General features: G+C 45.2%; 28 protein-coding genes. 10 read left to right on the forward strand and 18 right to left on the reverse strand.

The annotated features are described in order from the left end of the window. Window positions 1-339: 339 nt before the first annotated feature. Both MZO40_RS02960 and MZO40_RS02965 read right to left on the reverse strand, forming a co-directional pair. A complete protein-coding gene (locus MZO40_RS02960; RefSeq protein ID WP_105961787.1) occupies window positions 340-2,019 on the reverse strand; it encodes an SWIM zinc finger domain-containing protein in 1,680 nt (559 codons plus the stop codon). 150 nt (window positions 2,020-2,169) lie between these two features. Continuing rightward, entirely contained in the window at window positions 2,170-2,721 is a 552-nt protein-coding gene (locus tag MZO40_RS02965; protein WP_088769563.1) for a TetR/AcrR family transcriptional regulator, read from the reverse strand. 157 nt (window positions 2,722-2,878) lie between these two features. On the opposite strand from MZO40_RS02965, the gene MZO40_RS02970 reads away from it, so the two are divergent. Together MZO40_RS02970 and MZO40_RS02975 are read left to right on the forward strand one after the other, a co-directional pair. Next, a complete protein-coding gene (locus MZO40_RS02970; protein WP_105961788.1) occupies window positions 2,879-4,153 on the forward strand; it encodes a YhgE/Pip domain-containing protein in 1,275 nt (424 codons plus the stop codon). 166 nt (window positions 4,154-4,319) lie between these two features. Beyond that, a complete protein-coding gene (locus MZO40_RS02975; protein WP_088769564.1) occupies window positions 4,320-4,832 on the forward strand; it encodes a transposase in 513 nt (170 codons plus the stop codon). 190 nt (window positions 4,833-5,022) lie between these two features. Here the strand turns inward: MZO40_RS02975 and MZO40_RS02980 are convergent, their stop codons facing one another. The 8 genes from MZO40_RS02980 to MZO40_RS03015 form a co-directional block, all read right to left on the reverse strand. Next, complete coding sequence (locus MZO40_RS02980) at window positions 5,023-6,210, reverse strand: MFS transporter (RefSeq protein ID WP_105961790.1); 1,188 nt, start codon at window positions 6,208-6,210, stop codon at window positions 5,023-5,025. Window positions 6,211-7,203: 993 nt separating this feature from the next. Continuing rightward, on the reverse strand, window positions 7,204-7,452 hold the full coding sequence (locus tag MZO40_RS02985) for a hypothetical protein (RefSeq protein ID WP_105961791.1): 249 nt from the start codon (window positions 7,450-7,452) through the stop codon (window positions 7,204-7,206). Window positions 7,453-7,560: 108 nt separating this feature from the next. Continuing rightward, a complete protein-coding gene (locus MZO40_RS02990; RefSeq protein WP_105961792.1) occupies window positions 7,561-7,860 on the reverse strand; it encodes a hypothetical protein in 300 nt (99 codons plus the stop codon). Window positions 7,861-8,078: 218 nt separating this feature from the next. After that, on the reverse strand, window positions 8,079-8,474 hold the full coding sequence (locus MZO40_RS02995; protein ID WP_225367251.1) for a hypothetical protein: 396 nt from the start codon (window positions 8,472-8,474) through the stop codon (window positions 8,079-8,081). A gap of 181 nt (window positions 8,475-8,655) precedes the next feature. Continuing rightward, complete coding sequence (locus MZO40_RS03000) at window positions 8,656-9,441, reverse strand: ion channel (RefSeq protein WP_323128384.1); 786 nt, start codon at window positions 9,439-9,441, stop codon at window positions 8,656-8,658. Between the two features lie 85 nt (window positions 9,442-9,526). Continuing rightward, the gene (locus MZO40_RS03005) at window positions 9,527-10,444 is read right to left on the reverse strand and encodes a prenyltransferase (RefSeq protein WP_050338706.1); all 918 of its coding nucleotides are present in this window, start codon (window positions 10,442-10,444) and stop codon (window positions 9,527-9,529) included. 591 nt (window positions 10,445-11,035) lie between these two features. Beyond that, complete coding sequence (lysA, locus tag MZO40_RS03010; protein WP_252133094.1) at window positions 11,036-12,361, reverse strand: diaminopimelate decarboxylase; 1,326 nt, start codon at window positions 12,359-12,361, stop codon at window positions 11,036-11,038. A 78-nt stretch (window positions 12,362-12,439) separates the two neighbouring features. After that, window positions 12,440-12,634 carry a 2-hydroxymuconate tautomerase gene (locus MZO40_RS03015; RefSeq protein WP_003638693.1) on the reverse strand — a complete coding sequence of 65 codons (195 nt, stop codon included), beginning with the start codon at window positions 12,632-12,634 and terminating at the stop codon, window positions 12,440-12,442. 472 nt (window positions 12,635-13,106) lie between these two features. Here MZO40_RS03015 and MZO40_RS03020 point away from each other — a divergent pair, with 472 nt between their 5' ends. The 3 genes from MZO40_RS03020 to MZO40_RS03030 all read left to right on the forward strand — a co-directional run bounded on the left by MZO40_RS03020 (window position 13,107) and on the right by MZO40_RS03030 (window position 15,510). Next, window positions 13,107-14,546 carry a C69 family dipeptidase gene (locus MZO40_RS03020; protein WP_088769567.1) on the forward strand — a complete coding sequence of 480 codons (1,440 nt, stop codon included), beginning with the start codon at window positions 13,107-13,109 and terminating at the stop codon, window positions 14,544-14,546. Between the two features lie 396 nt (window positions 14,547-14,942). Further along, window positions 14,943-15,209, forward strand: a complete 267-nt coding sequence (locus tag MZO40_RS03025) for a hypothetical protein (RefSeq protein ID WP_050338709.1) — start codon at window positions 14,943-14,945, stop codon at window positions 15,207-15,209. 76 nt (window positions 15,210-15,285) lie between these two features. Continuing rightward, window positions 15,286-15,510 carry a CsbD family protein gene (locus tag MZO40_RS03030; RefSeq protein ID WP_050338710.1) on the forward strand — a complete coding sequence of 75 codons (225 nt, stop codon included), beginning with the start codon at window positions 15,286-15,288 and terminating at the stop codon, window positions 15,508-15,510. A gap of 187 nt (window positions 15,511-15,697) precedes the next feature. On the opposite strand, the gene MZO40_RS03035 is transcribed toward MZO40_RS03030, so the two are convergent. Genes MZO40_RS03035 through MZO40_RS03040 form a run of 3 tightly spaced genes read right to left on the reverse strand, consistent with a single transcriptional unit; the run spans window position 15,698 to window position 16,389 of the window. Continuing rightward, complete coding sequence (locus MZO40_RS03035) at window positions 15,698-15,949, reverse strand: GlsB/YeaQ/YmgE family stress response membrane protein (RefSeq protein WP_050338711.1); 252 nt, start codon at window positions 15,947-15,949, stop codon at window positions 15,698-15,700. A 17-nt stretch (window positions 15,950-15,966) separates the two neighbouring features. Further along, entirely contained in the window at window positions 15,967-16,089 is a 123-nt protein-coding gene (locus tag MZO40_RS17370) for a hypothetical protein (RefSeq protein ID WP_082230241.1), read from the reverse strand. A 45-nt stretch (window positions 16,090-16,134) separates the two neighbouring features. After that, window positions 16,135-16,389, reverse strand: coding sequence for a hypothetical protein (locus tag MZO40_RS03040; RefSeq protein ID WP_105961794.1), 255 nt, complete (start codon window positions 16,387-16,389; stop codon window positions 16,135-16,137). Window positions 16,390-16,583: 194 nt separating this feature from the next. Here MZO40_RS03040 and MZO40_RS03045 point away from each other — a divergent pair, with 194 nt between their 5' ends. The 4 genes from MZO40_RS03045 to MZO40_RS03060 all read left to right on the forward strand — a co-directional run bounded on the left by MZO40_RS03045 (window position 16,584) and on the right by MZO40_RS03060 (window position 19,240). Further along, the gene (locus MZO40_RS03045; RefSeq protein ID WP_105961795.1) at window positions 16,584-17,477 is read left to right on the forward strand and encodes a diacylglycerol kinase family protein; all 894 of its coding nucleotides are present in this window, start codon (window positions 16,584-16,586) and stop codon (window positions 17,475-17,477) included. Between the two features lie 135 nt (window positions 17,478-17,612). Then, window positions 17,613-17,978, forward strand: a complete 366-nt coding sequence (locus MZO40_RS03050) for a DUF805 domain-containing protein (protein WP_050338714.1) — start codon at window positions 17,613-17,615, stop codon at window positions 17,976-17,978. Between the two features lie 294 nt (window positions 17,979-18,272). Further along, on the forward strand, window positions 18,273-18,731 hold the full coding sequence (locus MZO40_RS03055) for a universal stress protein (protein ID WP_252133095.1): 459 nt from the start codon (window positions 18,273-18,275) through the stop codon (window positions 18,729-18,731). A 23-nt stretch (window positions 18,732-18,754) separates the two neighbouring features. Next, window positions 18,755-19,240, forward strand: a complete 486-nt coding sequence (locus MZO40_RS03060) for a TspO/MBR family protein (protein ID WP_088769571.1) — start codon at window positions 18,755-18,757, stop codon at window positions 19,238-19,240. A 57-nt stretch (window positions 19,241-19,297) separates the two neighbouring features. Here MZO40_RS03060 and MZO40_RS03065 read toward each other — a convergent pair whose 3' ends face one another. Further along, the gene (locus MZO40_RS03065; protein WP_088769572.1) at window positions 19,298-19,549 is read right to left on the reverse strand and encodes a hypothetical protein; all 252 of its coding nucleotides are present in this window, start codon (window positions 19,547-19,549) and stop codon (window positions 19,298-19,300) included. A 390-nt stretch (window positions 19,550-19,939) separates the two neighbouring features. Between MZO40_RS03065 and MZO40_RS03070 the strand changes: the two genes are divergently transcribed. Continuing rightward, on the forward strand, window positions 19,940-20,383 hold the full coding sequence (locus MZO40_RS03070; protein WP_003638680.1) for a PH domain-containing protein: 444 nt from the start codon (window positions 19,940-19,942) through the stop codon (window positions 20,381-20,383). Window positions 20,384-20,500: 117 nt separating this feature from the next. Here MZO40_RS03070 and MZO40_RS03075 read toward each other — a convergent pair whose 3' ends face one another. The 4 genes from MZO40_RS03075 to MZO40_RS03090 all read right to left on the reverse strand — a co-directional run bounded on the left by MZO40_RS03075 (window position 20,501) and on the right by MZO40_RS03090 (window position 22,275). After that, window positions 20,501-20,746 (reverse strand): hypothetical protein, encoded by a 246-nt coding sequence (locus MZO40_RS03075; protein ID WP_105920954.1) that lies wholly within the window; start codon window positions 20,744-20,746, stop codon window positions 20,501-20,503. Window positions 20,747-20,915: 169 nt separating this feature from the next. Then, the gene (locus MZO40_RS03080; protein ID WP_105920953.1) at window positions 20,916-21,161 is read right to left on the reverse strand and encodes a hypothetical protein; all 246 of its coding nucleotides are present in this window, start codon (window positions 21,159-21,161) and stop codon (window positions 20,916-20,918) included. A gap of 289 nt (window positions 21,162-21,450) precedes the next feature. Next, window positions 21,451-21,696 (reverse strand): hypothetical protein, encoded by a 246-nt coding sequence (locus MZO40_RS03085; RefSeq protein ID WP_105961796.1) that lies wholly within the window; start codon window positions 21,694-21,696, stop codon window positions 21,451-21,453. Between the two features lie 177 nt (window positions 21,697-21,873). Further along, window positions 21,874-22,275, reverse strand: coding sequence for an MAG6450 family protein (locus MZO40_RS03090; protein WP_122217594.1), 402 nt, complete (start codon window positions 22,273-22,275; stop codon window positions 21,874-21,876). Window positions 22,276-22,277: the final 2 nt, after the last annotated feature.

The following is a 22,277-nucleotide window of genomic DNA, read 5'->3' on the forward strand; positions in this document are numbered from 1 at the left end:
GATAAACTCGTCTTTTCCCGGTGTTATGCGCCTTTTAAGCGTCATTATTTTTTTGATTAATAAGAATAAAATTAACAAATACGACGACATCTATTGCGATTCCAAGTGACGACATCAATCTGATGATGATGCGTGCCTTCAGACGCCGTCTCAGAATGGACGCGCCTGCTCTCAGCCCGTGATTCCGACTACTACGGCCCACAACGGTCTTCCACCGCCTAGTTATCACTCATGTCCAGACACTAAAAAAAGCACCGCTAAGTTTTGGATAGGAACCTATCCTAAGCTTAGCGGTGCAGCTCAAATCTGTGCGCGATTGCTGCGCCAACTAACGATCAATTACAATTTTAGCCGTGAGAGCTCATCCATCATTGCTGAACGTCGCGGATATTGTTGCTGCCAATCATGGACGATCGTCTGCACGATTGATTTGCCATCCGGGTAATCGAGCATCCGTTTCAATATGCGAACTAATTGTTGATACTTCCGCCGAGTTCTAGTAGCCGTAGCCATCTTCCGCACTTCATGATCATATTTGGCTAATAGCTGATTTGAAAAATGTGGTTTCAATAAAGACTCATAGGTCTGTAAATCCCAGAGTCCGTCCGCGGCCACGACCGCTTTTAATAGCCGGTCCAATAGCTTTTCTTGCACGTACAGTGGTTTCAAATCAACATTGGAATTCTTCGCTATCGCCGTCAACAGTTGCTCACGAACCGCTGGCCAATCCTTGGTCGGGTAACTCTGCTTCAACTCTGAAAATAGCGCCTCATCCGCTGGCGCATATTCAGTCAACAATTGCCATAATTCTTGACGATACAATTGTTGTTCACCTAATTGCTGATAAGCATCCTTTAGTTGGCGACTAAACTCCGCTAACATCCTTCGATTGTCCGTGACCAAGGTTTTGCCATCTTTTAGCAATTGGACCGCGTGCGCTTCATCGTGATGTTGAAGACAGAACTGGCTATAAAACAGGCGGACTTGCGGTGTCGCCAAATTAGCCTTGCAAAATTCAATCACTTGCTTATCAGGCATATGCGCCGCAGTCATCATTTGTAAATAGTGCTTTAGCCATTTTTCAGTCTGCCAGTCATAGTTCCAGGAATCCGGGTGCTTTTGTACCGCACGAAACCGTTTAGCGGTATACGCCAACTTTGCGTCAATAAACGCCGGCGTCTTGAAATATGTGAATAATAAATCATCAAGCGTATCTTCAATGATATTCAACGGTTTCGCTAATTGTTTGCATAACCAATCAAACACCTGCTGCTGCACATCCGCGTCGGCTTTTGTCAAGACGGCTTCCCACAAGTCGACACTAGCATTCACGATCATCATTGTCTCACCATCGGAATCATCCATGTCGACGTGGTCGATTTTAAGCATCAGATGCGCCAAGATTTGAAATACCAAACCATACTCGCCCTGATCGACCAACGGCTGCACCTCTTCGTTTAGGAAAGTCAAGGTCTCATCACCGAAATCTGTCGCCGCGCCATAATCGATAAAACCACCGGCATCCGCGTTACTATCAAATAAATCGTCAACACTCGCGAGATAGTTAGGTAAATCTGTCACAACATTAGTCTCACCTATGACCGTCCGGAACATCTTGAGCAGATGATTGTCATGGGCCAACACCACACTCAAAAAGTCCCGGACTTGCCGATCAGTCGCCCGCTCAACCAGCTTAGTGGCAGTCTGCTCATGATTGTCGTTATCAGTTGGTGCTTTAGAAACTTGATGTTGACTGGCAGGTTTGTCTGCCGCCGTCGCTTGGTACAAAACGGCCGCCATGTGCTTGCAGTACGGATGACTATTGGCATACGGACACTCACACGTGCCATCCTGAAAGTCACCATTAGCGAGATCAATCACCACGCAATAGTCCTGCGTGCCCGTAACCGTTGCCGTAATTTGTGTTTCGGTCTGCTTTAAATCAGTCACATACCCCTTTGAATAATAATCGTACCCACGTTCAGCGATTGCCGTTGGAAAATAGTCTTCCCAATCCATATTGTCACTCCCGTTAACTTGTCTATCCTTACCATACTATGGTATAGCGGATTGAACAAGACCCGCAAGCATTTTCTCACAAGATAATGCATTACCAACCCTAGCTAGCATGCGCCGTGCCACAACTTATCGAGATGTGGCTGACTGATACTAAGCTTTAAATATCAAATTAAGGGTGTCTGATAATTGGTAAAGTTCATTGCTTGATGGAAATTCATTTGTCTGCAAGTAATATCTGATCATCCCTAACATCATGCCACCAATGACATTAAGTTCCAAATCCGACTCCGAATGCTTGAAAGCGGCCTGTAAATGCTGACCCAAAATATCCTTAAGGCCATCCATTAGTTGCATCTTAGCTTGTGGGATGGTCATTATCGCATGTATTGGTCTGTTCCAACACAGTAGTAATTGTCTAAGTTCAGGTTCCAATTTACTAATTGCGCGACTTAAGACAATTCCCTGATCTATGAGTGCTCGTTTCTTTTTCAATGTCTCATCAAGCCACGTTAGAATGTCTTGTAATATGGCATCCGTCAGTGCAAATTTGTCTTCATAATGTAAATAGAACGTTTTACGACTAATCATCGATCTGAGTGCGATGTCCTTGACCGTAACGTTGTCAAATCCATTCTCTATTACTAGGTCAACAAATGATTTGGTGATCACATCGTCAGTCTTTTTCATCCTAAAATCCGTCATATCGATTCCTCCATTACCAGTTTTGCCAATTCTGTAACCTTATGGCTCATATTGCTGCCATTTGTCCCCTTATGACACAAATCATATTAATTTGGCCATGTTTTTCATTTCAAAATTAATATAAACTACTCGTAGCATAAAGAAGGGGGTCGTGAAAATGTTCAACGTGTTTAAGCGAAAAAGTATCTGGATCAGCATGTTAGTCGCTGCTGTACTAATTGGATTATTTGCCTTCGCACAAGTTGGCGCTAGGAGCACAGTCAAGGTTCGTCATTTACCATTAGCGCTAGTCGTAAACGATAACGGTAAAGATGCTAAGAATATTGTAAAGAAATTACGGAAAGAGAGTCATCAGAAAAACGCTGAAATTAAATGGGTCAATGTCACCCACACGAGTGAACTCACTAAAGGCTTTGCATCCGGAAAATACTACGGGGCGGTTGTCATTCATTCGGGATTTACTCAAGCTATCAATCAGCAAACAGACTATTTAAAGGGCAAAATCATCACTCAGAAGCTCGCTGCCCTGGTAGTTAAAACGCCAATGGTTGCTGAAACGGCTCCATTCCAACAACAAAGGGCCTTGGCAAATTCATTGACCAAGAAGACCCCCGAACAAGCAAAAATCTCTTTATACGTCAGTCAAGGCAGTAATATGACCGTTGCAAATATTTTAACTACTGCACTTCCAAAGATGACTGACCACCTAAACCAGAAGATTTCTAACGAATATATCACCGTTGCAAATAAGTCAGGACTAACACTCTCTCCTCAGGACTGGTCTAAATTGCAAACACCAATTCACACAACACTTATCAAACGCAATAAGGTTTCAACTAAGGAAATAAGTGGTATGGCGCCATTCTTAGTAACCATCTTCTGTTGGCTCGGTAGTCTTATTGCTAGTTTACTGAACTGGCGAGACCATAGTAAGAATGAGCAAAAACGTACGGATGGCCGCCTCTCATTAACCAGCGTCACAAGTCAATTGATTTCGGGTGTCGCAATTGTCACTGCGATCGCTGTATCAGTATACTTCTTCACAAAAGTTTGCTATTCTGTGCCAATTCATGATCCAAAACAATTCCTGCTGATGATTGGTGGTATCTCATTTGTTTTCTATCTACTGCAGTCAGCTGTACTCGATTTACTTGGACTAAAAGGATGGCCGTTACTGCTTATTATCTGGATTGGTTCCATGGCAGTCATCACTTTCATTCCGCAAATGCTGAGTCCCTTCTACCATAATTACGTTTATGATATTACCCCAATTCGATTTGCCTATGATCTTATTCTTAATCAAATGTATATTACAGATGCATCAATCACCGGATCTTCAATGTTGAGCTTGCTGTACATTGGAATAGCTTCAGTTATTGCCATGTATGCATCCACCCTCATTAAGAAGCGGAAAAAAGACCGCTTAGCATAAAAAGCGATTTACGACTTCTTTAAACCTCCTGAACTCAGCGAAAAATGAATTTATGAATAGTGGTTAAATCAGGTTGTGTGTCCAGCATATCCCTGATTTGCCACTATTTGAGTTAACAAATGCCAATTTATCCCCGGAAGAATTTTGATGAAAGTTGCTACCAAAAATGACGCGAGAAGAATATCAACTCACCAATGCTAAATTGGTCAAGCATTTGGGAGCCCGAATCAAGACCCGTCATGTCATTACTTTAATAGCCGCTCTAGCAAATCATTACCGGTTATTAATGCGATTCGGCGTGGTGTTACGCGAATCTACCCATTACAGTTCGATTGGCATTATTAATAGTTTTCCGATACCGTTTTGTGTAAAAGTACGTAACGTCTGGCCTAAAAGTTTTGATGGCGACGGCAATATTGGTTACAATGCCACAAGGAAAATACCCTGTTACGGCTTTAAAGCACAAATGTTAGTATCAGTCGCCTGGGTTGTCTTAAATTATGAAATCACACCAACTCCCGTATCTGATGTAACAGCTACACCAGAGCGACTGGCACACTGTTCCGGACTAGTTGTATTAACTGATGTGGGTTATGTTGGTCAACCATTACAGCGAGTAATAGCTAAAAATGCAATTCAATTTTGGACATGTCATCGTTCTAAGATGAAAGATTCTTAACAACATCACAAACGCAACACCGTCCGACAAACAATCGAAAACGCTTTAGCACAATAATAACAATCCAGTATCGCAAACAATCTCGAATTTGGGATAGCTGAATTCCAGATACTTGGGCTGCTATTTTAGTGTATATCTAGAATTCTTAGACTTTATTAAGCACTAGTGTCACAGGAATTGAAGCTTTATATTAATCCTTTACCATCCTTCTATGTCCTACGATTCCTAAGAGTGCGACCAATATCATTAACAATCCGCAAAAGACAAAGATACCATTAACTGAAATTTTCGTGGCAATTAGCGGTGATAGTGCTATCCCAGCTAATTGTGCGATAGAATTAACGGTTACAGTAATTCCTGATAAACGGCTAGCCTTTTCTTTATCAATTAATTTTTGTTTTTTCAACTCAGCCGCCATTATAATTCCAGGTGACAAGATACCGGCTAACGTCACTATTAACAGCAACGAGGTTAAGCTTTTTACAAATACGACAAGACTAATTAAGATACCAAAGCAGAACATGCTGATCAAACATATATTTAATAACTTATACTTTTTATCCAATTTAAGAACACTTAAGGCACCCAATGTACCGCCAGCTCCCATTAATGTAACGAAAACAGCCTGTACATATGACTTGTGTGTGAATGTTCGAATCAAAATACCTGAGCTTGTGTCAATGGCATTTAGTGCAAATAAGAAGGTAAAGACGATAACGAAAACGTAGCCTAATTCTTTATTTCTGAATATTTCCTTCACGACTTCCAGTTTAATTGATTTTTTACTCGTTTCACCTTTGACATTGTTAATGTCCTTGCCAGTCTGTACATTCAAAAGGACAAAAGAAAGAAGAAAGAGAATAACAGCCAAAGAGAATAGTCTAGTTATCCCTAAGAAAAATGATATTCCAGCAGCCATTGCTGGACCAAGAATTTTGATAATATCCTCCAGCATATAATAAATCCCTAAGAGGTTAAAATTTTGAGTGTGGTCTTTCTGTGGCAAATTTCTAATTATTCCTATCATTCCTGGTTCTTCTACGGATAAAGCTGAATTTAATAGAATGACCATGAACAATAAAGCCCCACTATCTTTCTGAAAATAACAAACAGTTGCGATGAAACCTGCAAATAGACGTGCACCTCTCACAAAGTAAATCCGATTACCCAGCTTATCCAATAGAGATCCGATAAAACTTGGTAACACTATTCTGGGTACCAAAGCAGCTGCATATAACACTGAGACGCCAGCAATATTCGCATTATACTTAAAAATGATTATCATTTGTATTCCTAAAGTGATGCACCATGTGGCAACACCACTACAAATCTGTGAGACAATTATTTTGATTGCGTCTCTGCTTCTTATCAGCTTCATTAGACACCGCCTTTTTAATAATTATTGATCTGTTTTTGAGAAGAGAGGTAGACAATTCGTCAGAGAAAAAGTTGCCGTTAAGACAAACGATTCCTTACATGTAAGAAATCTGTTTTCAAAAAAGGCTAGTGCCCATTCAATGCACTAGCCCGATCGAACACAAAATAGAAAAGGCGCAGTCGTTATTCAATCATCAAACCGTTAAAAATTTCCACATGACTGCGGTTCTGAAAGTGGTTATTTCCGCTTATTGGTTGACACGCATAAATATCATCCGCCGCTGAGGATAGAATAATTAAATTGGATGGTTAAATTCTAATTTCACTAACTCAAAAGCGCAACTCAAAACTCATATTTTTCAATCGATTCAAGCGATTTACTTTTATCATTTGTTTTTTCACTATACTTAAAAGTAAATTGCAACTTATTCCTCATCACGTCGACCGGCTGGATAAGCTTTTTTATATTTCTGGAAGACTATGCCCATAAAAAGAAGGCAAATATATTAAAACCCGATTTATCCTATCCAAAAAGCAACTCAGAACTGCCCAAATTGTTAACAAAAAGTCCTGAGGTTCCTATCGCCAAAGCGATAAGAATCTCAGGACTTTGTTTTTATCTGCTTGATGAAAACACAACAACGAAACGCCACTTAGCTTTGTAGGCTGTTATAAAACAACACATTCAAATCTTGTGTTTCGCTTGCAAAGCATGAGTCAAATTCTATGAATAAACCGGAACTGTACTAAAAGGCTAATTGGCCCTCAAATCTGACTGATGACACTTCCGCGGTCCGCTAATCGATACCAATCAGACGAATAGCTGACATCGCTGAACTTCTTCAGTAATATAGCTTGGTCATTTGCAAGTCACCCAACTGCTGACAAACAGGCACTGCCGCGTTCAAGGGCCGACAAGCCACCAGCATTACACTCGCACGTTTCCAGATGATTCATGATCAACGTCGCAGTTCACCTGCTACCAACACACCAATCATGACCGTCGACTCAACCACCAACACCCACTACCAATCAAGGCCATTGCTAACAATAACCATAGGCTCTCCCAGTTCACAGCGCTAGTTAATGTTGCTGGACTCGCGGGCCCTGCCAGTGGGCGAATTGCAGCGCGTACCACGGTTGATGCTTGCAGCCAACTCAGGCCGCCACAGGTCACCCCGACTACGATGACACTGATTCGGTGACCAATGCTTCGCTCGCCACCGTTACTTATTTGTCTCATCCGCCTCACACCCTCACTTAGTTCATATTCATTTTGTGAGTCTGAGGATAGCATCTTGATACTATTTGTGCGAGTTTAACGCTTACTTGGTCCGGACGCTAAACTTACCTACCGATTGAAACAAATCGTGGTGCCCCGTGTCATTACAGGATGCTGCGGGGCTGCTTGAATTGCGGCCTGCCCAGGACCGACCGCCTGAGCGGCAAGCGCAACAAACGCTGCCTGCTGCTCAGGGGCAAGTACCGCCGAGTGAATGCCACTCCAGTGTTGCGCTTTAAACACATACCACTGTGCCGAACGTAATGGCAAGGGGTGCTGTTGCAAATCACCATAATGCGTTTTGAATGTGGCTTGACGAGTCAGGACTGGCGCCGGCAACCAGACCCACCGTGTCATCGCTTGTCCCATCTAACCACCGTCCTTTCAATCTTGTTAACGCTATTATAGCATAGGTCAATCTGTGACCACCGTCGAAATTTAACCCACTCGGACGACTGCTGCTTTGCGACGACCTGCTTATCCGCACTTCCTTACCCCTGGTGTTTTGTGGTTTGGGCTTGATGCCATTTAGCCATAGCCAACCGCGCGATTGGTTGCGCTAACGCCACTTCAACATAGAATGAAATTCAAAAATTACGTGACCACTTATAAAAGAATTGTTGCACTGGTAACCAGCTGATGGTGCGCGTCCCGATCCAGCTGGCGACGACCGTCAAGATTATCGACATCATAAAAACATTGACCAAGCAATTAACAATCATATTGGCCCGAAAAGAATCGTCTCGTGCTAATATTTTGCGGGTCACTTGCTCTGCCGGACGGTGCGTTAGCAGCACCAGCGCGACCACCACGACCCAAATCATTGGGAGGACGGTCAGTGTCTGTTGCCAGGTCCGCCAACTAAATCCCACGTCAAAACACGTGATCAATGGCGCAATCACATTGACCGAAATCACCGAAATAATCAAAATAAACCAACTAGACTCGTACCGATTGCGTGGTAACTTCAAACTAAATGCCATTTTTAATCCCCTCGTGCGTCCCAAAAATTAATGATTGACTTTGTCATAACGATTTTCGGCCGAAAAAAAGCGCAAAGCCACCGACAAGTGTGCTTTACGCTGAACCGTTATACGCAGTAAATACCGTTAAAAATTAACGCATGTTTTCAAGTTAAATGTCAATCTTTTTTACACCGCCTCATCACTTACGCCGGTCTGCCTTCTCAATCCGCTTGACCTGTTTTTGCAAGTGATCGACTTTTTGCGTCAACGTATCGATTTTGACTAACAATTGGCGTAATTCGTCTTCGTTGGGATCCGCTTCAGGTTCAACATTTTGACTGGCTTGTTGGGTGAAGAAGTCCGTGATCGTACTGGTCAACAAACCAATAAACCCAATCCCACCAAACATCAGACCGACCGCAATCACCTTTCCGACGGCGGTATGCGGTGTGTCATCACCGTAGCCGACCGTCGTTGCCGTCGTAATCGCCCACCACAGTGAGTCCGACAAACTCTGGTGCTCAAAGACCGAGAATAGTAGCGCGCTCAGAACAATAATGGCAATACTGATTGAAAACAAATAAATAAAGCCGGTGCTATAAATAAAGCGATGAAAATCGTGGGTCCATTTACCGTCCCAGCCAAGCTTCCAAAACAAATGGTGATATTGGACCATTCGCGCCAGTCGTCCAAGCCGAAATAGCGCAAAGACGGGGTGCATCGGAATAATCCCCATCAAGTCAAAGGCCGAATGAATCAAAAAAGTCTTCCGATTAGGTGAGCGTGCAAGCCGCACGAAATAATCGACCGCAAAGACCACTAATAGGCCGTTACTGATGCGTGTTTCCAGGTGCCAATCACCGATATTGAACGCTAATAAAATCACGTTGACGACCGACCACAGCGTCAAAATCGTGACGAGCAAATGATAAAATATGATTCGACGCTGCTGGCGTTGTTCTGTTTCCATCATGCTTACCCCTATTTTATAAACTGGTAATAATATAGTCCACTTTAATCAAAATAACCATGATAAATGTTTGAAATTTTGACCCCAATTCATCCGTTCGCTACAGCCAAGTGCCCAAAACAAACAGAATTGGATAAAATACGAAGAATAACGACGCGCTTTTGACCGTCGTAATAAACGTCTTCTTTTTATCTTGGACCGCGAAAAACGGGCGCATGCCTTGCCACATGATCGGTAATAATAAGACGACCCAAATGGTGACTAACGGTGCTAACCCTAGCAACACGTTCACTAACGGCCACACGCCACCAATAATCAAAAAGGCTTGAATCAAGCGTACCGAACCTGGTTTACCCAAATAATAAGCCAAGGTATAGCGGTGATTCAAAATATCTTCATCCCGGTCCGCCGTGTTATTGGCGAGCTGGATCGTAAAGAAGATCAGGGTCAACGGCAAGCACAATAGAAAGGTCTTACCAACGATCGACCAGGTCAACGGATGCTGCCCATAGGTCGAAACGACCACACAAGTCAATTGAATCATGAACGCAATCGACAGTGCAACGACCGTCTCACATAATGGCGTCGCGTTGATCGGGTACGGTCCAGCAGTGTAAAAAATACCGACCAGATAACCTAAGATACCCAGGGCCAGCACTAACCAGCCGGTCCGCAAGACGAGCCAAATTCCAGGCACAAGTGAGATCAAATACAGACTCAATGCAAGTCGTCCCACTCCAGCTACTGGCAAGTTCAGTCGACCAATCGGGTTGGTGTTTTGCGCGTAACCCTCACGATCGACCGCATGCCGGTAATCATAGTAATTATCGGAGACATTGACCGCCAAATCGAAAATAAAAACAGCCACTAAGCACAGGGCAACATTGAGCCAGTTCACCGTACCTAAGTGAAACTGGGCAATGGCAACCCCCAAGACAAACCACATGACATTGAGTGGCGCCGTATAAATCTCCGTCAACTCATAAAACACAGGCCAAGTTAGCCATTTCTTGTTCATTTCTAACAACTCCCCCACCGGTTATTTATCACTTCTGGTGTGCATCGACAAGTGTACCTGAACCTTATCGATTACATTAACTATCAAATTTTAACAAACTGACGGCTGAACGCAAGCAAAGTCACGGGATTTAAGCAAAAATTAGGCCATTGCCGCATAGTTCCGCATCCTAACCGCCGAATAACGCACTTGCCGCGGCGGCATGCGCGCACACGACCTCAACTGATCAGTCATGCTGATTGCACCGATCAAGCAGTCAGATTGCTGGCACCGCCATCGTGCGATTCGGCTACAGGACACCGCTTATTCGTGCTCAACATACCACTAGCAACGCTAAAAACAAGGTAAAACCAGCTGCTGGGTGGTCACGGCTGGCTCATCGGCCAGTTTCAAGCGTCTTGATCAAAAATCTGACCATCCACTGAAGGCAGCACTGAGACCGTTTGAACCTAGGCGCTTCGTGTGGATTTCATTGACGTCACTTGTCAAGGTCCCTGAATTTGAAGATACCCCCTAAACTCGACTGAATCGCTAAACAAAAGGCGTTCCAAGCTGCTGCCTAGAACGCCTGATTGTAAGACTCAATTCGACTTATTTGGTTTCTTCGGGCACTGATAACGGTAAGTCTAGACGGGTCAAGTCTGCATAACTTTCCCGTTGAACGACTAACTGACTGTGACCATTTTCGCAGAAGACGACTGCTGGCCGCGGATTGCGGTTGTAATTACTAGCCATCGCATAGCCGTATGCACCGGTGTCCAAGACCGCTAGAATATCCCCGGGCTTGGTCGCCGGCAATTGCTGGTTCCAGATCAGCATGTCACCCGACTCGCAATACTTACCGGCAATCGAAGCAACCTGCTCCGCTGGTAAGGTGGGATCGTTAGCAAGGACTGCTTCGTATTCCGCCTCATACAGTGCTGGTCGAATATTATCGCCCATCCCCCCGTCAACGGAGAGATACTTACGAATACCCGGAATGTCCTTGGAATCGCCGATCGTATAGAGCGTCATGCCAGCCTGTGCGACCAGTGAACGGCCGGGTTCGATCCAAATCTCAAGCATCGGGACATCGTGCGCCTGCGTCTGTGCCAACGTTTCCTTGACGATTGCATCCACGAAGTCCGTGGGTTGCAGCGGATGGTCGGCCGCCGTATACTTGACGCCAAAACCACCGCCGACATTCATGATGCGCGGATAAAACCCAAGGGTCGCCTGCCAACGTGCAAACACATCGACCAATTTGTCGACGATCATTTCAAACCCATTCAGTTCAAAGATTTGAGAGCCAATATGACAGTGAATCCCGACTAAGTTCAAATATGGTGCTGCTTGGGCCTGTTGCACTGCGGTATCTGCCTGGCCACTATTTAAGTCAAAGCCAAACTTCGAGTCTTCCTGTCCGGTCGAGATGTAGTCATGGGTGTGCGCTGAAATGCCAGGGGCAATCCGTAACATGATCGTCGTCAGCTGTTGACGCTGGTTCGTCAGCGTCGTCAATTGTTGCAATTCATCAAAATTGTCGACAACGATGGTCCCAACACCACAGTCCAGTGCCTGCGTCAATTCTGCAAGTGATTTATTGTTACCATGGAACGTAATGTTGGCCATCGGAAACTTCGCTTGTTGCGCCGTGTAGAGTTCGCCACCAGAGACGACGTCACAATGGATCTGCTCCTGAGCAATCAATTGATACATCGCCACCGTCGCGAACGCTTTGCTAGCATAGCTGATTTGATAATCCACCTGGTTGGTTTCAAAGACCTGCTTAAAGGCCGCGATTTCGGCTCGAATCGCGCCCGTATCATAAACGTAGAGCGGTGTCTGGTATTGCGCTGCTAAATCCAAGGTATCGACGCCGCCGACCATTAAATGGTGCGCCGCGTTTAAATCATCCGTCTTAATTTGTTCGTTCACTGTTTAACCTACCTTCCCCAAATGCCATCATTCAAAAAATGCCGGCCGTGTCATGCGACCGGTCCGGCAATCCATAACCTATTCTGCTTCTTCGTCGCTCTTGAGGACACCACCAACACTATAGCGATTTTTCTGCATTTCACTTAAAATCACGTGAATGTGTTCTGCGGGTGCACCGGTATTCTTGCTAACTGCGTCGGTCACGTCTTTAACTAAGTTTTTGAGTTGTTCTTGTGAACGACCAGCAATTAAATCAATGTGTACGATTGGCATGGGGCCACGCTCCTATTCTGATGATTATTTTCGAATGTTTTAATCTTACTTTAATCTTAACGGGATTGCAAGCCGCGACGTCGTGGTTGGCAGAAACTTTTTCTCAACCGACATCTGGTGTGAGACAACAGTCATTGACACCGTCAATTTGTTCGCTCAAAATTGACATTTTCGCGTTATACTGGCTAACCCTTTCAATGCGTCGGCGACACTGCCAATCTCCCCAACCGTTACCCGATTCCCCGCCGGAACACTTGTTTTAATGCCATAACACCACACACGCAAGACCTCACTTTGACACCACACGGCAGCAAACGAAATCCCAACCACCCCAATCAGCGTCAAACATGCTAAAATTAATTTAATCAAAATCTTGTTGGCTTGGTTCGCCCAATTTTTACCAGGGCTACCAGCGACACGATAATTAGTTATCGGCGACCACTTGTTAGGAAACCGAGAAAGAAGGAATTTTATGCTGACTCATCAGTTTAACCCCTATTCTGCCTGTACCAGTATTTTAGTGGGTAAGAATGCGACTGCGGATGGTTCGACCATGATTGGCCGCAACGAAGACTCCCGGGCGGCCTGGGCGAAAAAATTCGTCGTTCACCCACACCGTGAATTCGATGAACCTCAGTCGTTTGAATCCAGTGACGCCGAACATCCGTTTAAAATGACGCTGCCCAAGATTCGGGCTAAGTATACGGCCACCCCTGAATGGACGAGCAAGTACGGGTTATTCGAAGAAGACGGTATCAATGAATATGGGGTAGCCATGAGCGCAACCGAGAGTGCTTACTGCAACACCCGCGTGCTCGCAGCGGACCCCTACGTCACGGACGGCATCGGTGAAGAAGCGATGGTCACCGTAACGCTCCCCTATATTCACTCCGCACGCGAAGGGGTTGAGCGCCTCGGACATATTATTGAGACCTATGGCACATACGAAACTAACGGCATCCTCTTTAGTGACGTCAACGAAGTGTGGTATATGGAAACGGGCGCTGGACATTACTGGGTCGCACAACGGATCCCAGACGATGCTTACGCCGTCGTCGCCAATCAACTTGCGATTCAAGAAATCGACTTCAGTGACCATGATAATTATCTTTATGCGAAAAACATTCGTAATTTTGTGCTTGATCACCAGCTGGCTTCGATGGATAACGGTCTAAATTTCCGAGAAGTCTTTGGTACTGCCGACCTCTCAGACCGCTACTATAATACGCCACGCGTTTGGTATGGTCAGCGCTGCTTCACACCGAGCGTTGAACAAGCACCCGAATCCTTTGACCTGCCGTTCATTCAACGCGCGGACGGCTTGATTCATATCGATCAAGTCCGGGATTACCTGGCGTCACATTACCAAGGCACCCCGTTTGACCCAGTCGGCAACGGTACTGATGCTGAAAAACATCAGTACCGCCCAATCAGCCTCGCCAAGACACAAGAATCACACGTCTTGCAGTTGCGGCCTGATTTGCCTGTCACACAGAGTGGCATTCACTGGTTAGCCATGGGCGTGGCCGCCGAGAGTGTCTACGTCCCATTCTACGCGGGCGCTACTGATACACCGGCCGCTTACCAGGTAGCCACTGCTAAATACGATCCAACTTCCGCTTATTGGGTCTATAAGCATGTCGGCGTGCTGGTCGACGCGCACTACCATGATTTGCACGATGCGTTACAAACGGTTCAAAAGGAACTCGCCATTAAACTTGGCCATCACCTGATTACGACGGACGAACAGGTCAGTCAACTGACGGGTGATGACTTAACGGCCGCCTTAACTGCAGCGAACCAAAAGGCCGCAGATATTGCCCTGAACGCGATGCAGGCACTGGCAGCGGATTTGATTACTGAAAGTACCGACATGTCACCGCTCAATTACAATACGGATTTGAATCTCTAATTCACCCTTTGAATTGTTTTACCAGCACGTGTCACGCCTGACATCATCTCCGGACAGGCACGTTGGTCCAACTAGTCTCGCTATTCAACTTATTTTGAATGGCGGGACTTTTTTTGTCGACTGACCATGAAAAAACACGTTAAGCAAGGCGTTCGTGCTCTGAGTTCAAATCGACGTCAGACGTGTTTTGCGTTGTCGGCTGATCCCATATTGGTGTCCGACGTACAACCAGCAGACGAACAGTTAAGCTAGCTAACTCGTTGCATTCAAGGTGATGGTGATTAGGTCCCCCGACTTAGTTTCGTCACTATCCGAATGGAACTTACCAGACGCTTTTACGGTGCCACGGGTGTACCTTCTTCCTATCACTGAACAGTGAACAAGGAGGATCTGAGCATGCGTGCACTAAATTCATTACGTCTTAGTATCATCATTAGCTGTTTTTTCAATTTATTACTCGCCTTGACCCACTGGGCCGGCATTGCCAACAATCGATTGCTAGTCACCTCGAATTACGGGTTAAGCGCCCTCGTGACGGGCCTCGTTTTCTGCAATGCCATCGTACTGACTCATCATCCGGAAATTGCTTTAAACCAGCGCCAATCAGTCTGGCTACTCAATTTTGCCGCCCTGTTGATTGCTTTTTTAACGGAGTGGTTATAACACCTGTGCATATCGGTTGCCTTTTGCGGATACTTATAGCAAACTAAGGGTAATTCTTATACAGGAGGCGTTATTTATGACTGATGTTAACAAGAAGTTCGACAGCAAGAAAGACCAAGTGAGTGGTAAGGCCAAAGAAGTCGAAGGTAAGGTAACCGGGGACCGTGCGCGTGAAGCACAGGGTAAAACGCAATCTTTGATGGGAAAAGCTAAGGACAAATTGGCCGACGCTGAAGAAACGGTGAAAGGTGCCGTCGATGAAGCTAAGGAAAAATTAAAGCAAAAATCTGACGACCATTAATCGTCGTGGGCACGGCGCAAACGTGGACTGGCTTAGCGGCTGGTGCACGTTTTTTTGATGCCTTGATCGTCAATCTGGTCTTGACGGCTGCCAAACGCAAAAAAGCGTGGACCAATCGATTGATTGACCTCACGCTGAATTGTGACTAGCACTTACTTTGCATCTGACAGCGGTATCACGCATTGTTTCACCGGGCGCGCGCCCAGTACATCAGTGTGACCATCATCAGCACGACCACTAGTGACCCGATTACCGCTGGAAAGACTGCCATACCGGCGAACTCTGGTCCCATCGGCCCAATCAATACTTCACCGAGACACGCACCAATTAGCCCTGCCAAAATGTGTCCAATCCAACCGAATGAACGTTCCGGACTGACGATGGCACCAGCAAAAGCACCAATTGCGGCACCGACTAGCATCACCCATAACCAATGCATGGCAGCCACCTCCTCACTTAACGCCGCGCTTTGAATTGGCGCACTTCACGATAAATGGTCAATCCTAATTGTCCAATTGCAATTATTAAGGATAATTTACCCCATAAACCAGGTCCTTGCCGTTTGATTTTCTTTGACATCGTTGCCACCTCCACTCGTTTAACAAGTTCAACTAGTATTGAGAATTATGATTGCCCGACCCGCCTGAGTTGTGACAACACGCTTCCCACAACAATTAGCGTAACCGCACTCCCCACGACTGGTAGCAGTCTCATTCCAGCAATTCCCGGTCCAACGGCGCTGAACAACCACTGACCGATCACCGCACCCGCAGCACCTAAAATCAAATGAACACGTACTTGTCGCCGGTCATGAGTTCCCACGGCATTGGTAATAACGCCGATCGTGAATCCCATCAAGACTGCCGCTAACCATGGCATGTTAATCACTTCCCAATTTACAATATAATTTATTGATTTAAATTATCATAACCATAATTTTTATCCTGAGCAATTAAAACGCTCATTACTAGCGATAGTCGTGCCAAATAGGCGTTTCATTTCCATTCAAATTCGTTATCAGGGTATAATTAGGCCACGATAATTATGAAAATTACAACAGTGAGGTGCTTATCATGTCGATAACATATGGAATCTTTTATAACGGTCAAGCCGGTCAGGGGCAAGCTGCGACGGTCGCCCATCAAGCCGCCCAAGCGTTAGCTAAACACCACATCCAAACACAACTTCTGACAACACCAGGCATTCCACGGGCAATTGCACTTATTAAACAGACTTTGCCACAGTTGTCAGCCTTGATCATTATCGGCGGTGATGGCACCTTGAACGTTGCAATGACGGCCCTACTGCAAGCCAATGCCAGTATTCAAATTGGCGTGATTCCAATGGGAACCGTCAATAATTTTGCGAAGCGTTACCACTTACCTACTGATCCCACGGCCGCCATGGACCTAATTTGTCAACGACCGGCACTCCAATCCGTGGGTATTTTAGCTTGCAATCAGCGGCGCGCAGTCGTCAGTTCATTGACGTTTGGCAACCTGGCCGACATTTCAAATGAGGTGCGGCAGACTGAAAAGCAGCGCTTTGGTAAACTCAGCTATCTGTACCGCGCCATCAAGCATATCGGCAAAAACAAATCGCTACCGATTCGCTATCAGTTCAAGCACGCTGGCAGTCGCACGCTCAAAACCTGGTTCTGTTTGATTACCACGACCAAGTCAGTTGGTGGACACACCTACAGCGCGTCGGCCCCTGGGAAGATGCATCTCAGCTTGCTCAATAATATTGGTTGGCGGCAGGTGTTGCCATACTTATGGTTTGCTTGGACGGGTAACCTGCAGAACTCCCAATCAATCACCCAACTTACCGCGACCGACGTCCGGATCACCAGTGTCAGTGGGCAGGCGGTCACCACTAGAATCGATGGCGATCCGGCCCTCAAGCTACCGATCGAGCTGAACTACTTGGCCGACCGTTTTGACTTGATCGTCCCTGAATCCGTATAAAAATTTTAATCTCGCGCCAATTTCGCATATTGATTGCGTCTGATTCATAAATTGGCTATCCTTAAGCATGGTACCGATTACGATATTGGTCGGCATCCAGCTGCAATTATTATTTTATTCAGGGGGAAGGCAACGATGACAACTGCTTATCGTAAATTTTGGGACAATTTGCTTAATTTTTCGGGGACAGCGACCCGGTCCGAATTTTGGTGGCCACTTATTATCAACTACATTCTTGGGGGCCTGATCATTACAATCATTCAACTCGTGACCGGACATCCAATCGATGATATTTACAATTGGAGCGACTGGAGTGTCAACACGATGAGCAATCTGATTGCCTTTATCGTCTGGCTTGGGGTGCTCTCGCTCAAATTCCGGCGCCTGCATGACAGCGACCACTCCGCTTGGTGGCTATTGATTAACTTAGTGCCGCTAATTGGTGGCATCTGGTTCTTTATTTTGATGGTGCTCCCATCACGGCCCAATCGTTGGCAATAAGCGGATTTTTAAAACGGATATCCTTGCAGTTTGACTGTGAGGATATCCGTTTTGTCTTGGGTCGAGTCATCATCGGTCAGTTCCACCCGTGACGAATATCGAATACGTTTGTCGAATATCAAATGGTGCCATGTTCTGTTAAAGATTTGGCTAACCTGATGTGCCTCAATTCATCACGATAGATCAGGCTAAATTTGTCGCTTACACGCAACCCATAATCATATTGATAGACGTAATAATTATATAAATGTTATGATTTTTATAACAAATAATTCATTACAGGAGGTCCTTACGATGTATCAAAATATCTTAGTTCCACTAGATGGCTCTGACAACGCCTACATGGCCTTAGAACATGCTGTCCAACTCGCACAAACCTTCAAGTCCAAGTTGTACCTCGTGAACGTGATTGATATCACCCGACTGAACGCCTATAGCCCCGCAGCCTATGGTGGCACGCTGTATACGAACTTACTTCAGGTCGTGAAGGACAATAGTCGTGATATTTTGCGCCGGGGCCAGCGGATGGCAGCCGAAGCGGACGTTGAATCACTGCCAATTCAAGTCAATAGTTCACCCAAAGCTAGTATTGCAACTGAAATTCCGAAGAAATATGAGATTGATTTGATTGTCATGGGTAAATCTGGAACCAACGCCGTCTCACGAATTTTCTTAGGCTCAACCACATCCTATGTCGTCCAAAAGGCGGCCGTCAACGTGACCGTCATCAATATGCCCGACGACGCGACCTAATCTTTGAAACGAGGTGCATCCACATGCTTAAAACTCGCCCCAAATTCAGCTGGCTTCATCTAGTCATTTTTATCGTCATTATTGAAGCTATCGGTAGTCTATCCGGTTGGCTCTCTGGTGACATCAAAGGGATTTACAACAGTCTGAGTTTGCCCGTGCTCTCACCGCCAGATTGGCTATTTGGCATTGTTTGGCCAATTCTGTATGCCCTGATGGCAATCGCGGGTTATCTGGTCTTTTATCTGGCGACCACCCAACGGGAACGGCTGATGAATACCATTTTATTTGGCACTCAGCTACTCCTGAATTTTATCTGGTCGATCATCTTCTTCAGCCAATCGGCGTACTGGTGGGGCTTAGTCGTCATTATCGTGCTCGACCTGGTCGTCTTGATGTGCCTGCTCCAGTTTTACCGCAGTAGTCGTCTCGCCGCCGGGTTGATGGTCCCATACTTCATCTGGATCTGCTTTGCGACCTACTTGACCCTGGGTGTCGCGTTGCTAAACTAAATCAAATAACGACCTTGCCAGCAGCTTCAACGCGCTGTGACAAGGTCGTTATTTTTGCTATGATAATTTTTTACGTTGCCGTTTTCGTGACCGATACGGCACGGCATAGTCTTGCGGCGCATCTTCCGGACTGGCACTTGACCAGTGACCGCTTCCCTTTTTGGCCGGCTTGGCATCGTCCTTTAAGCAAGTGAACCGCGAGCCATTTTTATCCTGAATAATAAAAATTCGGCTGAACTCGTTGATCGTGTCCACCACCGTGCAGTCGGTATGCTGAATATTAAAGACATCCGTGTAAACTTTACTCACGAGTGTCACCTCCTCATTAATGGCATAATCGTCAGCCCATCAACGCCGCGCTTGTACAGAATTTGCTCGAACATGGCACTAAATTGGGCGTGCGAGCTAATGATTTACATTTGATATTTTTAATATACCGCGAATTGCACGATAACACCATTAAGATGCATAGTGGGTACTGAAGTGATTATTGCCAGATTTTCCGGATCCACCAGTATCGGTAATAGTGACTATATGAAACCGTTTACCGATACTCAATTATGTCGATTGGTCTATTCTTTTATGCCCCGCTCCGATATAATTCATCATAAGGCTAGTGGCTGTCGTGCACGGTTTGTCACATATGGACAGACGTAACGACCGCCGCCTAACCTGAAATCAATTTTTGGAGGGCACACGATGGGACTCTTAAACGGGATACTTGGTAACATGAGCGAAGTTACCCCTGAAGAAATTCAGAAGCAATTCGGTAAATTTTTGATGGAAGACGAAAAGATTGAACGTGGGTACAAATTGGTCCGCGATATGATCGTCTTTACAGACACCCGCATCATCTTCATGGACCGGCAAAACGTGACTGGTAAAAAGGCTGCTTATCGTTCAATTTACTTCATGAGTATTATTGACGTCGCCGCTGAAACAGCTGGTTTTGGCATTGATGATTCCGAAATCGTCATCACTTACCTCACCAACGTCCACCGCCAAGGACTGACCGAGCAACATGCCGAAGTCAAATTTGAATTTCCAAAATCATTCGACTTTACACCGCTCTACCGATTCTTAGAAAATATTGCTTATCAGAATCGCCTCGCAATCAATCAGTTGACGCGAGTGGAATACTAAGGTTAGTCTGAGCAGTTAACGTCACTCGCATATTTAGGCAGTAAGCTAAAAGGAGCCAGTCCGGTTTGTGGACTGACTCCCTTTTTGATGATTGGTCATGACTAACAACGCGCGGGGTTACGCACAATCTAGAATTGATTCGAGTTTGATACCATTTTCAGTCAGTTCACCATTTTCAGTTGTGGAACCCGCAATTTCGTTCACAAACAAATTTTCCAACTCGTCCCATTGTTCGCGCGTATTTAGCTTGACCAAGAGCCGGTCCTCTGACAGCGTTGGTTCGATTGTCCGATATAAATCCGGGTAATATTTTTGAATAAAATCGGCGTCACCAGTAAAAAATCTTAAGGGTCTTAATGCCATCTAACTCGCTCCTTTTATGAATACTTTTGTTACTAATCTGCTTTTATGGTTAGGAGAACTGGTTACACCATAAACTGGCCTTAACCCCAGATTGACAATCATTTGGCCGATTGGCGTTGCTGCATGCAAATCACATCCCTGGTGCAATCAAAGGCAATTTAGAACTGGCCTATGCGAAATCAAGAATCGCTTCAATTCTGAGGCCGTTTTCCGTTAGCTCACCATTTTTATCTGCGGAAAGTGCAATTTCATCCACAAACAGATTTTCGATTCTATCCCACTGCTCATCAGACTTCATTGCCACGGAACGCCGATCCTTAGACATCGTTGGTTCGAGCACCTGATATAAATCTGGATAATTCTGTTCAATAAAGTCTATATCGCCCTCGTTAAATTGCCAGGACCGTAATGCCATTTCAATCACACTCCTTGTCTGAATTTTTTCAGTTACTAACCTGCTTTTACAATTAGGCGGACCGGCGACATCATACGCCTAGTCTTAACCACACATTGACCGTCGTTTGGCTAGGTAGCGTCGCTATTCGAAATCGCTCGTTGCATATTGATTGCACTCTCATGGCTTATTTCGTATGAGAAAGCGCACCAGCATGCAACCAATTTATTGCGGCAGTCGCCTAGGATGATTTGTAGACCACTCAATGAACGCATCCCCCGATATTAATCAAAAGTCATTTAGGACTGACTCATGCAAAATCAAGAATCGATTCAAGCCTGAGGCCATTTTCCGTTATCTCACCATTTGGCATGAACGACCCCGATAGCTCATAAACAAACAGATGCTCTATTCTGTCCCACTGTTCCTCAGACTTCATTGCTACGGAACGCCGATCTGCAGACAGTGTTGGTTCAAGCGCCCGATATAAATCTGGATAATTCTGTTCGATAAAATCTATATCGCCCTCATTAAATTGCCAGGACCGTAATGCCATTTCAACCACACACCTCTCGAATTTGATAATCACATATCCTCTTCTATGTGCTTAGCCATATTTATCATAATTATTATAAACCGCTTGGGCGAATTTTTCCGAGACTTTTGGTTCAATATGTCTTAATCGACAAAAATCCATGTTTCAGCCACAACAAACTGAGAACATGGATTTTGATCATTTGAAATTATACCGATGGTTAGGGTCGAGTCGACAAAGGCAAAAATAGTTCTGAGCATTGTAATAACCATGAACCCGAAATTGGCGCGAGCCATTACTAAAATGATACATGTCCCGGACAACTTCACCAATTCGTTCCTTATTCTTCGCACCATGTGGGCCGTCAGTCCGCAAATATAGATTTTCGACAGCGGTGATTGACAGATGCTTGCCCACCGTTTTAGCAATAAATTCACCAAATCCCTTGGCACCTTCTGCTTTCGCTTTTTTGAAAGTATAGGGTGCAATCAGTGCGTCTTCCAACGCAATTTTAAATTGGACACTCGCCTTTCTGGGTGTCACCAAAATTGGATTGTTGGCGTCTTTCGCCTTGTTCTGACTTGTTAATCGTTTTCCCATCA

This window comes from Lactiplantibacillus sp. B652 (assembly GCF_023806745.1).
Lineage (GTDB): Bacteria > Bacillota > Bacilli > Lactobacillales > Lactobacillaceae > Lactiplantibacillus > Lactiplantibacillus pentosus.